Consider the following 13,603-nt stretch of genomic DNA (forward strand, 5'->3'; position numbering starts at 1 on the left):
TGACCGCTAGAGGCACTACTGCGGTATGGATGAGCTTGTAGGCGGTGCCTCCGTCGGGGTTGTTGCCGACCTCATACATACCGCGTCGCACGAGCTATCGCACTTTAGCACCGCGACTACGCTAAAAGCATAGGCAGCGCGCTCGTGGTCTCGCTGATATTCCGACGATAAAATTTCATCATACGCCTCGGCTGCGGCAAGTAGTAAGTTCTCGCGCTCGCAAGAGGTCGCAGCGGATGCCGAGGCACTTAAAATTTTAGAGCGCACTTATGACACACGGGCGGTGCCGAAGGAATTTTTCGAGGGCATGATGTCAAAGAACGGCTCGCCCGTCTTTATGAATATCTTCGGCTCTCGCTCCAACCTCGGCTCGAAGATAAAAGCGATCAAAACCTAAAAATTTCAAAAACGCCAAACCGAGCCGCCGGATAGAATTTTACCGAAATCAAAGGATGAAATTTCGCCGCTTTTAAATTTTAAAATTTAAAAAGCTCGTGAAGTTTGCCAGCTAAAATTTATCTTTAAATTTAAAACGCGGCTACATAGATATATGCAGCCGCGCGGAATTTTGCTAGCAGATCGGAGCTCTAAATTTAGATAATCTATAGAGCCTTTGCGATCAGCTCGTTTACGTTTTTAATAAACTCGCTCGGATTTTCAAGCTCCTGCCCCTCGCTAAGACGCGCCAGATCGTAGATTATCTCAGAAACTTGCGGCAGCATCAGCTTATCGGCCTGCAGCTTTTTGATGATCTCGTGATCGGCATTGATCTCCAAAATCGGCTTTATTGGCGGCAGATTGCGGTTTCCCATCTGCTTAAGCAGCTGCTGCGTCGCAAAATCGGGATCATTCTCGTCAAAAACAAGGCAGGAAAGCGAGCCGCTTAGACGCGATGAAATTTTAACGTCCTTGACGCGTTCGCCTAGAATTTCTTTGATCTTCGCGGCGATCTCTTTGGCTTGCGGCGTCGCGGTATCATCGCTCGCAGCTTCCTGCTTGATCGAAGTCGCGTTTTTAACCGGCGTCTTATCAAACTCAAAAATGCCTGGCATCACGATCGTATCGATCTCATCGTCGCAGAGCAGCACCTCCGTACCCTCGGCGTTAAATTTCTCGATCAGAGGCGAGCTTTTAAGCATCGCGGCGCTGTTTCCCGCGATATAATAGATCTCTTTTTGCTCCGCGCCCATTTTTTCCTTATATTCACCAAGAGTGATGAGCCCCTCCCGCAGGTTTGATTTAAAAAGACAGAGCTTTAAAATTTCCTCTTTGTTTGCGCCAAAGCCGTAAAGCCCCTCTTTCAAAACCTTGCCGAATAATTCGTAAAATTTTATGTATTTTTCGCGATCGTTCTGCAAAAGCTTCTGCAGCTCGGATAGAATTTTTTTGACGCTCTGCTCGCGGACGTAGGCTAAAATTCGATTTTCTTGTAAAATTTCGCGACTTACGTTTAGCGGCAGATCCTCGACGTCCATTATGCCGCGCACGAAGCGCAGGTAGCTAGGCAGCAGCTCTTTGGCGTCGTCGGTGATGAAAACGCGCTTGACGTAGAGCTTCACGCCGCTTTGATAATCGACACGGTATAGATCGAAGGGCTCGCTGCTCGGCACGTAAAAAAGCGTCGTGTATTCGTGCGTGCCCTCGGCCTTGGTGTGGATATAAAACAGCGGATCGCCGCTATCGTGGCTGATCTGCTTGTAAAATTCATTGTAATCGCTCGGCTTTAGGCTGCTTTTTGGCAGCTGCCAAAGCGCGCTCGCGCGGTTGATCTGGACGTTTTTAATTTCGCTATGTTCCTGCTCGCCCTCTTTTTGCGCAGGCACGTATTCTTCTTTATCCATAAAGATCGGATAGGGGATGTGGTTGGAGTATTTTTTGATGATGCCTTCCAGCCTATATTCGTCTAAAAACTCCTCATCTTTCATATGCAGGATTATCGTCGTGCCGAAGTCCTCTTTCTCCGCCTTTTCGACCATGTAGTTGCTGGCATCGCTGCTCCATTTAAAGGCGTCCTGCGAGAGTGGCTTGCGGCTGATAACATCGATACGATCCGCTACCATAAACGCCGAATAAAACCCGACGCCGAACTGCCCGATGAGGTTGCTGTCCTTCGCCGCATCCCCGCTAAGGCTTGCCATAAAGCCTTTCGTGCCGCTGCGCGCGATAGTGCCTAGATTGCTCTCGAGCTCAGCCTCGTCCATACCGATGCCGTTGTCGCCGATGCTTAGCGTTTTGGCCTCTTTGTCGATCTTTATATCGATGCGCGGCACATACGAAAGCGCCTTATAATCGTCGTTCGTAAGGCTTAAGTAGTTTAATTTATCCAGCGCGTCGCTTGCGTTTGAGATCAGCTCGCGCAGGAAAATCTCCTTGTTTGAATAAAGCGAATGGATCATCAAATTTAGCAGATCATTCACTTCGGTCTTAAATTTTTTCTTTGCCATTATGCGGTCCTTTTTGAAAATTTTGGCAGATTATATCATGGAGTGCTAATCTTGTCAAGAGTAGAATAAATAAACTTGATATGAACTATATCAAGTTTTGTAAATTTACGCGCATTATACGTGCGCACCCAAAGTATGCAAAATTTAAACCCGACTGCGGATTATACAGCGAGAACCGGTCCGAATTTGACGGCGCATCTGCGCTAAATTTACAAATTCTTTTTAGTCGTCGTTTTTTGAAAAATTCAAAATAAGATGATATAATTCCCCTTAATGCCGATGCGATTTTGATGATAAAACCTGGCGTTTAACCGACTAGCAAAATTTATCTAGCAAAAAGGATTTCATTTGAATAACGAAGAAATCATACAACGCATAAACGAGCTGAGAGAAAAGCGGAGCAAAAATTTAAAAAGCTCAAGTGAAAATGTCTGCGAGACGGATGCCAATGCAGATCTGGATACTGACGCTACCATAAATTTGACCGAAAAATCAGGCGCAGGTTCGGCCGCAAATTTAAGCCAAAAACCGAGCCCCAAGCCTTCCGTCGCTACTTTAATGGGTAGGCAATCGATCAAAGACGTAGATCTCCGCACTCCGCACAAAAATCGCTCCATGCCAAAAATACTTCCTCTCATCATCGTATGTATAGTCGCGGTTTTTATAGCGATAAAGGCACCTTTTCGCACGGAGGCTTTGAATGAAACCCAAATTCCGATCAATCAAGCAAACGAAGACGCGAATAAAAATCCTAAAGAAATTTCTATTCGCACCAAAGACGGCACTTTAAAAATGAAAAATCCTGTAAGATTTCGCGAAGATTGCGACGGCGGAGACGGCGATGCCTGCGCCGTACTTTCGAGCCTGCTGCTACTAAATGGCGAAATTTCGCAAGAGGGCGCCAAAGATCTGCTTAAAAAAGGCTGCTACGAGCTTAACGGCGGCGAAAGCTGCACGAGACTCGCAGGCTACGAGGATAGAGATTCACAAGAGGGCAGAAAACTGTATAAAAAAGCATGCAAGCTCGGTAACGGCGAAGGCTGCTTTATGTTCGGTTACGTCGCGTATTTTGACGACGATGACAAAGAAGCGGGTACGCAATGCTTTGAGCGATCGTGCGAGTTGCGATTTGCGGAGGCATGCTATTTTCTAGTGGGAATTTATTCCAATGATCCGGCGAAATCGCAAAGATATCAGGCTCTATTTGAAAAATATCAACAAGAAAACGATGATGCGATAATCAGCTTTAGACGCAGATAATTTTACGGCTTAATGCACTTTTGCGCGGCTTCGTTTGCGAGTTTAAATTTGCGTGAATTAAAAAGCATCCTTCGCCTGACAATCATACAAATTTTAAATTTTTGCTCAACCCAAGCGCCGCGCCAAATTTAGACAAACATAAAAAGTAAAATTTAATCGGTTTATAAATTTAAAACCTCTCGCAGAGATCGCCTTAAATTTACGCAAGCTCATACTGTCCGGCGCGCTTTTAAATTTTACTCATCACGTCGTCGATTATCGCTTGCGCGCCGTTTCGATCCGCGAGCTCAAGCAGCCCTTTGCTCGCTCGCGCCACGTCGAAGCTCTCAATCAAGCCCAAAATCCGCTCGCCGCTCGCATCCTCCTGGCGTAAAATTTCGCAAAGCCCGCGCTCTTTAAGAAATTTCGCGTTATAAAACTGATGATCCGCCGCCGCAAACGGAAACGGCACAAATATCGCGGGCAGGCCGTTTGAGCAGAGCTCCCACAGCGTGCTGGCGCCGCTGCGTCCGACGCAAAGATCGGCGCTTGCGATGAGCTCGTGCATGTTTTTGCAAAAGCCCACGAGCTGCACGTCAAGGCCCTGCCGCGCGTAGATCTGCGAGATGCGCTCAAACTCGCGCTCGCCGCACTGATGGATCACGCCGTAGCCAAGACCCAAGAGCTTGGGCGCAAGCTCCATGGCAAGCGAGTTGATAAAGCTCGCCCCCTGCGAGCCGCCCAAAAAGATGACCCTCTTAAGCGCCGTGCGCGGCCACGCCGTCTCGAAAAAAATATCCGCGATCGGATAAGCGAACGCAGGTTTTTCATAGGAGCTGTAAAACGCGCGTGCAAAGGGCCTCAGCAGGCGGTTGAGCCGCCCGCAAACGGCGTTTTGCTCGTGGATAAAAAACGGCACGCGAGAAAGGATCGCCGCGATGGATGCGGGCGCCGAGCTGTATCCGCCCACGCTGATGAGCGCGCGAACGCCGTTTTGCTTTAAAATTTTACGCGCCGCAAGCGAGAGGCGCAGGATATTTAGCAGCGAGGCTAGCTTGGCAAAGCCCTTTTTATCGACGACGCCCGAGCTTTGCAGAAAATAGGTACGCGCAAAAAGCTCGCTATCCTCAAACCACGCGCGATCCTGCCCGCGATTTGAGCCGATGAAGATCGCCCTGATGCCCTGCTTCGCAAGGTGGGCGGCTAAATTTTTAGCGATTATCAGATGCCCGCCGGTGCCGCCGCCGCTGATTGCTATGACCATACTTTTCCTTTAAATTTATAAAATTTCGCGCTTAAATTTAAGCCTCGGCGCGCTTCGGCGTAGAATTTCAAACGCAAAATTCGGCTCTAAATTTACGCCTAAATTTAAACCGCACTCGCTCCAAAACCCGCAAAAGCTTTAAAATTTCGCCCTTTTCGATGCCATCAAAACGAGCCCCACCGCAAACGACGCCGCGAGCAGGTGGCTCCCGCCGTAGCTCAGAAACGGTACGGCGATACCTTTAACCGGCGAGATCGACGTGATGCCGTAGGAGTTGATAATGAACGAAAAGAAAAACATAAAGCCGATACCTAGGCAGAAGAGGAAATTTACGTTATTTGGCGACTTGCTCGCGGTCTGAAAGATGCGAAAGAGCATCGCATAAAATAGCGCCACTATAAGCAAAATCCCGATAAATCCCCACTCCTCGGCGATACCTGCAAGCACGAAGTCGGTATGTACCTCGCTCAGATAGCCGAGCTTAAAGCTTCCAAGCCCAAGTCCCTGCCCGAAAAACTCGCCGTTGTTTATCGCATTTAGCGAGTGTCCGACCTGATACGGCGCGCTAGCATCCTCTATACGTAGCCCCGCGGCAGTCTCCGGCGACATAAACGACAGCACGAAATCCTGCACGCCGCCCCACCACGAGCGCACGCGATCGACTCTGTGCGCGCTCGTGACGATAAAAACGTAAGCAAGCCCTGCGATACCTAAAAAACTAGCACCAATGAGCTTAAAGCTCGTGCCCGCAAAAAGCGACATAAAAATCATCGTAAGCCCCAGCACCGCGACCTGTCCCAGATCGTTTTGCACGATGGCGACTAGGATCACCACAAAGCCGAAAAGCGCTACGTAAGGAAGCAGCGTCGCAATCTCCCGCCCGATGCTTTTTTTGGAGTGATCGAGCTTGCGCGAGAAGCTCCACGCCAAAAAGTAGATGAAGCCCACCTTGAAAAATTCCACCGGCGCGAGGTTAAAAAACGGTAGCCTGATCCAGCGCGCCGCACCGTTTACGTCGGCGACCAAGGATTTGGGTAAAAAGCCCATCGCGAGCATCAAAATCCCCATTATCGCAAAAAGCGACATGCACACCGGTGTTAGGCATTTATCAGGATTGGCGCGCGAGACGATCCACATCACCGCGATGCAGGCGATGCCCACCGCGCACTGGCGATAAAAAAAATGTAACGGCGTAGTGCCCAGCAGAAGCACCGTATATGAGCTCAGCGACAGCGAAAATATCATGCCGATCGTAATGAGCGCGCAGGTGAAGTAATAAAGCCATTTATCGGTTCTCAATCGTCTCTCCGTTTTAAATTTTATTCGCATTTACGCGCGCCGTGCACGCTTCGTCTGCCGCGCGAGGCTCAAACCTCGCATCGCGCCCCTGCCGCACGGTCCGGATCGCGGCACCGCCTTTTAAAAAGCGTACGGCACGACCACGTATTGTCTTTTGGCACGTAATGCGATCATGCGTCTTTGACGCGTGGCGCGAATTTTATTCTCGCACATAAGGCGGCTTTGCGGCGTACGCTACGATATAGCACGCCGAAAAAAACATCCCGCGCCGCCTTGTAAGTACACATTCTTCTTACACAAGACGACTTTCGGCACGCTTATAGCATGGTAGCAAACCGCGACTATGCAAAATTGCACATGGGCGTTCGTGTTGCAAATCAGCCGCCACGCACGGCAAGCCAATACTCCGGCAGTTTCTCCCGCTTGCGCAGTAGCAAGACGTTTCATACCGGCAAGGCGCGATTCAAAATTTTGATCCGCTGCGGCAAATTTTTAAATTTCAAAATTCCAAAGCCCAAAAAGAAGCGAAATTTTAAAATTTTAAATTCTGCCGGCCTTTGTAAATTTATAAAATTTGAAATCGCAAAATTTTAGCGCTCAATTTTTAAATTTTTAAAGCTCGCTCTATTTTCGTTCCGCTTGCACTTTAAAATTTCGCGCCGCGGTTTAAATTTAGCGCCAAGAACACAGCGTGCAATTGAACTGCGCCTTCAATTTCAATGCGTTTTAAAAAACTATGTGTCGCAAACACAAGCTGAAAAACGCGCTGTTTGTACCTGCCGAGCACTACCTTTAAAGCGCCCCTCCATACCGCAAAAAGCCTCGATCACATCCGCGCAAGCTGCCACACTTTACCACAGTCACAGAATACAGCGAGCCGCAGAGCGCGCAAATTTTAAAATTTAAATCCGCCGCAGGGGCCGAAAATTTTAAAATTCCGCCGCGGCAAATCCGATAAATTTTAAAATTTATAAAATTTAAAATTCCACCGACGCAGACCGATCAAATTTTAAAAATTTCAACGCCGCAAATCCAATAAATTTCAAAATTTCGCCGCTTAAATTTTATCGAAATTTTAAAATTTACTTGATTATGTCGCGCTGACCTTTGGCGTTGATCTCGCTTAAAACGCCCATCTGCTCGAGCTGCTCGATGATCGTCGCGGCGCGGTTATACCCGATACGCAAGCGGCGCTGCAGGTAGCTGATCGAGGTCTTCTCCTCCTCCAAAACTATCGTTTTTGCCTCGTCGTAAAGCTCGTCAAGCACGATATTTTGCGGATTGATTATACCGCCTTCTTGCTTGGCGCCCTCGTTTTCGATCAAAAATCGCTCGTCATAAACGACGCTTTCTTGCGCTTTTAAAAATTCCGCGATTTTGTTGATCTCATTCTCGGTCGTAAACGGCGCGTGCAGGCGGATGAGCCCCGGCGCGGTAGGCGGCGTAAAGAGCATATCGCCTCGCCCGAGCAGGCTGTCCGCGCCCATCTGATCCAAGATCACCTTACTATCGACCTTCGAGCCCACTCGGAAGCTGATGCGACTAGGCAAATTCGCCTTTATCAGCCCCGTGACGACGTCCACGCTAGGGCGCTGCGTCGCTACGATGAGATGGATACCGCTGGCACGCGCCATCTGCGCCAGACGCGCGATATAGTGCTCTACGTCTTTGCCGCTCGTCATCATCAGATCCGCGAGCTCATCGATGATAACGACGATGTAAGGCAAAATTTCGCCCCCCTCGCGCAGCATCTTTTCGTTGTAGTTGTCGATATTTTTCGTCCTGTTTTGCGCCATAAGCGAGTAGCGCTGCTCCATCTCCGCAACGAGATTACTTAGCGCGATGATCGCCTGCTTAGGCTGCGTGATGACGGGCGTTAGCAGGTGCGGGATGTCGTTGTAGATACTGAACTCAAGCATCTTCGGATCGATCATTATAAGGCGCAGGCTCTTGGGCGAGTTGCGATACAAAAGACTAAGCAGCATGGCGTTGATGCCCACGCTCTTGCCGCTTCCGGTGGTGCCTGCGATGAGAAGGTGCGGTAGCTTCTTAAGATCGGTGACGAAAGGCTGGCCCACGATGTCCTTGCCAAGCACGATGGTAAGCGGACTGGAGGCGTTTTTGAACACGTCGCTTTCTAAAATTTCGCGCAGATAGATCGTATCGATATTTTGATTCGGAATCTCGATACCCACGACGTCTTTGCCCGGAACCGGCGCTTGGATGCGGATGGTCTGCGCCCGAAGAGCCATCGCGAGATCATCTTGCAGCGTTAGAATTTTACTTACTTTGATGTGCGCGGCGGGGCGAAACTCAAAGGTCGTAACGACAGGACCCGAGTAAGTCCGCACCACGTCGCCGTCGATCTTAAATTTACGCAGCTTATCGAGCAGGTCGTAAATTTTACGATCGATCTCGCTCTCGTCGATGTTACTTTTCTTTTTCGGCGGCGGGTTTAAAAAATCAAGCGGCGGCAGCTTAAAATCCTTGGGCTTAGCCACCCTGCCCTTATCGAGCTGATCCAAAAGCCTTTTATTTTCGGCGACCTCGCTTAGGCGCTCGACCCTTTTTAGCCTGCTCGGCTTTCCCTTTTGCGGTATTTTAAGCTCTGCGGCTTTCATATCCTCGCCGCCAAAGCCCTGATCGTCGGATGCACCCTGCCCCGCAAAGCCGCCCTGCTTGGACAATGCAAGCTCGTCTGCGGCCCCGTATGACGCGCCGGAATTTTTTGTATTATAAAAACCCTGTTCGGGCGGATATTTCGCGGCCTCGCCCCTTCTTGCGGAAATTTCAAGATCGCCCTCTTGTCGCTTGGATGCAAGATCTATATCGTTTACGAGATCACCCCGAATTTCATCATCCTGCGCGCCTTCGTCTCTTGAGCCCACGAAGCAGTTTTTGACGATGTCGGTAAAGCGGTCTTCAAATATCAGCACTAGCGCGAGTACGAAAAGAGTAAGATTAAAGATCCATACGCCTACGCTTCCGATCATGCGCCTAAGCTCATCTATGACGAAGCTGCCGATAGCTCCACCGCTGGCGCCGAAGAGGCTGGACTGAATCATTAAAATGGTAAAAAACAGTAAAATCGCGCCGATGCTAAACTCTAAAAATCTAAAATTAAAGCCGCTAAAATAGCGATACGCCACGAATGCAAGCGCCAATAAATAGAGCGGATAGATATAAGCGAAGTAGCCGAACAGCCCGATATTAAATGAGCGAATGGCGTTACCCGCGCTGCCTACGAGCGCAGAATCGGGCGCAATGGTGGCAAGTCCAAAAAATATTATAACGGCCGATACGACAATAAAATATACTTCTTTGATTATGATAGATCCTTAAATTTAAAGCGGTATTTTAGCCAAATGAAGGTTAAAATTTTATTTGAAGGATGAAATTTTAATGCTTTGATAAAATTCCGCGCCCTTGCGGACGCGGAATTAAAGGGGTTAGTTTTTGACGGCTTTGCCCAGATCCCACATAGGCATAAAGATACCCAGAGCCAAAAGAAGAACCATGCCCGCCATAAAAAATAGCATGATCGGCTCGACGTAGCTTGAGATATTATCGATGATGTCGTCGAATTTCTCTTTATAATAATCCGTGACGTTGCCGAGCATCTTATCGAGGTTACCGGCCTGCTCGCCCGCACTGATCATCTGAATAAGCATACTCTCGTAAAGCCCGGTGTTATTAAACGCCTCAGTTAGGCTCACGCCTTGCTGCACGGCGATCTTTACGGTAGCGAGTTTCTCTTTTAAGGTGTGGTTATCTACCATTAAAACGGCTGTATCCAAAGCATCTGCGATAGGAATTCCCGCTCGCACGAGCTCTGTAAAAATCAGCATAAATCGCGACATAGTCGAGAAAAATATGATCTTGCCGAATAGATAGACCTTTAAAATCCACTTATCCCAACCCTTCTTAAACTCGGGGTTGTTCCGATACGCCCATCTAAGCCCCACAATAGTAAGTATGATACCAGCTAAAACGAAAATTCCATAATTATTAAGCGTGCTTTCTATGCCGAGCAAAATTCTAGTAGGCAGCGGCAGATCCGCACCGAGCTCTTCGAAAATTTCGCGGAATTTCGGCACGACGTACATCATCAAAATAGAAAACGCGATCGCCATAACGATCATAAGGATCATCGGATATCGCATCGCCTTTTTAAATTTACGCTGGTTTTCCCAAAGCTCTTGAAGCATAGCTGCAAGCTTGGCCAGCGATTCTGCCATATTACCGGTAGCTTCGCCCAGACTTACCATCGCAACGACGACGTCGCCGAGCTGACCTCTAAATTTCTCCGTAGATTCGGTCAAGCTAAGGCCCGCGTTAAGATCGTCGTTCATAGCGCTAAAAATCTCTTTTAGCGTCTTATCCTCTGCCGCTCTTGCGACCTCCTTGATCGAGTCGTGGATCGAAATTCCCGCATTCGTCATAACCGAAAGCTGGCGGATCGACGCGACTAGCGGCATAGTTCTAACTTTACCACTACCGCCTAGTAGACGAACGACTTGCGACCTAATATCGCCGCTTGTATTCGCTAGGACTTGGGTTTCGCCTCTTTTGATGATAGTTCCGCCTACGCGTTGCCTCATTAAATTACTTGCTTGCACCTTGTCGCTAGCTTGCAAGAACATCTTTTTTCTTGTGCCCTTGGCATGATATTCGACTTCTAATTGCTTTTTCATTGTTTGGCCACCCTATAAATTTCTTCTATACTAGTTACTCCGCGCGCAGCACGTATAACACCGTCTTCAAACATATCTATAAAACCCTCCTCCTTCGCCAAGGTGCGCATATCGTCTTTTGAGCCACCGTTAGCGATCAAACTCTGCATTCTATCGGTAATAGGCAAAATTTCACTAATCATCTCTCGCCCCATATAGCCTGTCTGGCTGCATTGATCACAACCCACGGCCTTGAAAAACGTGTATTTCTCAGGCAAAAATTCCTTTAGCTGATCCAACATCGATTTTGGCAAATTGGTAGGCTGCTTGCAGTGCGGGCAGAGCTTTCGCACGAGTCGCTGCGCCTCGACGGCAATGAGCGAGCCGCTTATTAGATAAGCCTCGATACCCATATCGACTATTCGCGGAATCGCGCTAATAGCGTCGTTGGTGTGCAGTGTCGAGAAAACCAAGTGTCCCGTAAGCGCGGCTTGGATCGCGATCCTAAGCGTCTCTTGATCGCGGATCTCACCGATCATTATGATATCCGGATCCTGCCTCAAGATCGAGCGCAGCGCCGAAGCAAAGGTAAGACCTGCTTTTTCATTAACGTGGACTTGCTGAATTAAATTTACTTGATACTCGACCGGATCCTCTACGGTAATGACCTTTGTATCGACGCTTTTGATATCGTTTAGCGCCGCATATAGGGTCGTAGATTTACCGCTTCCCGTAGGTCCGGTAACCAAGATAATGCCGTATGGAGCACTCATAGCGTTATTAAATTTCTTAAAGCTATCCGGATGCATGCCGAGTTTTTCCAGGCTTATGATAACCTTGGATTTATCGAGGATACGCATAACGGTAGATTCGCCGTTGATGATAGGCAGCGTCGAGATACGAAAGTCGTATTCGCGGCCCGAAATTTTCATACTAAACCTACCATCCTGCGGCTTACGGCGCTCGGCAATGTCCATATTTGAAAGTAGCTTCAATCGGCTTACTAGCGGCGGATAGATATCCTTATCAAAGATAAAAATTTCGGCGAGCATTCCGTCGATTCTGGTGCGCACGACGCAGTTATTCTCGGTCGGCTCGATGTGAATATCGCTACCGCGCATCTTAATAGACTGACTAACTATCATCTCGATAAGCTTTAAAATCGCAGAGGTATCGTCACTGCTTCCGCTACCGCCGGTATTAGCAAGCTCTTTGCGGATCTCCGCCACTATCCCCTTAATGCTCTCCGAAAGCTCAAGCTTGGATAGGTATTTATTTACCTGATTCGGATCGGCTACTACGATTTTTAGCAGCTGCTTATTAAACATAGCTTGCGCTTTATCCTGCGACTCGAGATTAAACGGATCGGAAAAGGCGACATATATATTCAAATCGTCCGCTTTAATAGGGATCACGCCATATCTTTTAAGCTGAGCGGTAGGGGTGCGATCGGCCAGTCTGAAATCTATATCGATATCGTCTAAATTCATATACGATAGGTTCATCTTCTTGGCTAGAATTTGCAAAAATTCCTTAGGATCAACTGAAAATTTCTCGCTTATATCATCAAATGCTATCTGGCGGCGCTTGTATAACTCAACCAAGATCGAACAAAAATCATCCTGGCTGAGGTAGTTATCTCCGACCAAAACTTCGCCCAGCGTTAGACCGATATCCATCTTATCCTTAATCTCCGGAACGATGGAGCTTGTGAGGATATTGTTTCTTATTAAAATCGCAACGATCTGCTCTTCAATCTTTGTCATCGCGATCACCAATAAATTTTAATCGAGCTAATTTTATCGCCCGTGTAAAGTGCAACTACCATCTTTTTTACCGATTCCTCTTCCTTGATAAAAAGCTCGGCGCGCTCGCCGCTCTCTAGGGTAAAAACATACGTATCACTCTTTTTTACGTATGCTTTCTCCGTAAATTTATCAAAAATTTCAGACAGAATATAATTAATCTTTGGCGTTCTGATATAGCTTATGTCCACGCCGTCGCAAAGCGCTAAATAAAGCATCTTTTTTTGAAAAATTATCGTAGAATAAAGCGATGCGTTCTCGCGCGCCTCTTTAGTTTTATAAAGCATCACCGTAGGCACTACAAGCTCATTTACTTTGTCCATCTTTAGGCACGCTTTGGCATACATATTCGCAAGCGCTTCGCTCTGCTCCTCGATAAATAAATTTCTCACGCTTTCTTGGCAGATGCGGTTGTATTGACCGATCTGATCCCAGTTGCGCACATCATCGGCGCTAACTGCAAACATCGAAACGACCGTAAAAGCTAAAATATATAAAATTTTCATAGCTGCCCGCTTCTAATTTTTGAGATAAGGCTTGAAATTTCGCTATTTTTCGCTTTTGCGTTGAAGGTTTCAAGAGCGTAAAGCGCGTCCTCTTTGCGGCCTTTTTTGTAATTGGCTTTAGCAAAAATTATCCAGCTGGCGACATTGTCTTTATCTAGCTCATTTGAAGTAAGAGCCCATTTTATCGCGTTATCGTAGTCTTTCTTATTATACGCCTCTTCCGCCAATGAAAGGGAATACTCGATCTTATTCGTAGCGTAAAATTTACTCTCCAAAGTCTGTTTATCGCTACTTAAATTTGAAGTTTTAATCTCGATTCTTGAGCTTAGCGGAGCACTACTTGCAGTATTTGCAGAAGTGCTTGAAAAATTTG

General features: G+C 47.6%; 9 protein-coding genes. 1 reads left to right on the forward strand and 8 read right to left on the reverse strand.

The features are described from left to right. Positions 1-602: 602 nt before the first annotated feature. Positions 603-2,444, reverse strand: a complete 1,842-nt coding sequence (gene htpG / locus Q0438_RS03065; protein WP_299187252.1) for a molecular chaperone HtpG — start codon at positions 2,442-2,444, stop codon at positions 603-605. A 348-nt stretch (positions 2,445-2,792) separates the two neighbouring features. On the opposite strand from htpG, the gene Q0438_RS03070 reads away from it, so the two are divergent. Continuing rightward, positions 2,793-3,704, forward strand: coding sequence for a hypothetical protein (locus tag Q0438_RS03070; protein ID WP_299187255.1), 912 nt, complete (start codon positions 2,793-2,795; stop codon positions 3,702-3,704). 229 nt (positions 3,705-3,933) lie between these two features. Here the strand turns inward: Q0438_RS03070 and Q0438_RS03075 are convergent, their stop codons facing one another. From Q0438_RS03075 to Q0438_RS03105, 7 genes are all read right to left on the reverse strand, one after another. Then, positions 3,934-4,947, reverse strand: coding sequence for a UDP-N-acetylglucosamine--N-acetylmuramyl-(pentapeptide) pyrophosphoryl-undecaprenol N-acetylglucosamine transferase (locus tag Q0438_RS03075; protein ID WP_299187257.1), 1,014 nt, complete (start codon positions 4,945-4,947; stop codon positions 3,934-3,936). 138 nt (positions 4,948-5,085) lie between these two features. Further along, positions 5,086-6,246, reverse strand: coding sequence for an FtsW/RodA/SpoVE family cell cycle protein (locus Q0438_RS03080; protein WP_299187260.1), 1,161 nt, complete (start codon positions 6,244-6,246; stop codon positions 5,086-5,088). Between the two features lie 1,082 nt (positions 6,247-7,328). Then, positions 7,329-9,536, reverse strand: coding sequence for a DNA translocase FtsK (locus tag Q0438_RS03085; RefSeq protein ID WP_299187270.1), 2,208 nt, complete (start codon positions 9,534-9,536; stop codon positions 7,329-7,331). A gap of 159 nt (positions 9,537-9,695) precedes the next feature. Beyond that, positions 9,696-10,940, reverse strand: coding sequence for a type II secretion system F family protein (locus Q0438_RS03090; protein ID WP_299187262.1), 1,245 nt, complete (start codon positions 10,938-10,940; stop codon positions 9,696-9,698). Then, positions 10,937-12,685 carry a GspE/PulE family protein gene (locus Q0438_RS03095; protein WP_299187264.1) on the reverse strand — a complete coding sequence of 583 codons (1,749 nt, stop codon included), beginning with the start codon at positions 12,683-12,685 and terminating at the stop codon, positions 10,937-10,939. The genes Q0438_RS03090 and Q0438_RS03095 overlap by 4 nt, the downstream gene beginning before the upstream one ends. A 5-nt stretch (positions 12,686-12,690) precedes the next feature. After that, complete coding sequence (locus Q0438_RS03100) at positions 12,691-13,230, reverse strand: hypothetical protein (protein WP_299187266.1); 540 nt, start codon at positions 13,228-13,230, stop codon at positions 12,691-12,693. Continuing rightward, positions 13,227-13,603: CDC27 family protein (locus Q0438_RS03105; RefSeq protein ID WP_299187268.1), on the reverse strand; the 377-nt coding region annotated here is incomplete at its 5' end. The genes Q0438_RS03105 and Q0438_RS03100, both read right to left, overlap by 4 nt.

This window comes from uncultured Campylobacter sp. (genome assembly GCF_938030785.1).
Lineage (GTDB): Bacteria > Campylobacterota > Campylobacteria > Campylobacterales > Campylobacteraceae > Campylobacter_B.

What these genes read in the sequence shown, in the direction of transcription:
- Q0438_RS03095 (WP_299187264.1), bottom strand. Translation starts at nt 12,685, where the DNA reads ATGACAAAGATTGAAGAGCAGATCGTTGCGATTTTAATAAGAAACAAT.
- Q0438_RS03075 (WP_299187257.1), bottom strand. Translation starts at nt 4,947, where the DNA reads ATGGTCATAGCAATCAGCGGCGGCGGCACCGGCGGGCATCTGATAATC.
- htpG (WP_299187252.1), bottom strand. Translation starts at nt 2,444, where the DNA reads ATGGCAAAGAAAAAATTTAAGACCGAAGTGAATGATCTGCTAAATTTG.
- Q0438_RS03100 (WP_299187266.1), bottom strand. Translation starts at nt 13,230, where the DNA reads ATGAAAATTTTATATATTTTAGCTTTTACGGTCGTTTCGATGTTTGCA.
- Q0438_RS03090 (WP_299187262.1), bottom strand. Translation starts at nt 10,940, where the DNA reads ATGAAAAAGCAATTAGAAGTCGAATATCATGCCAAGGGCACAAGAAAA.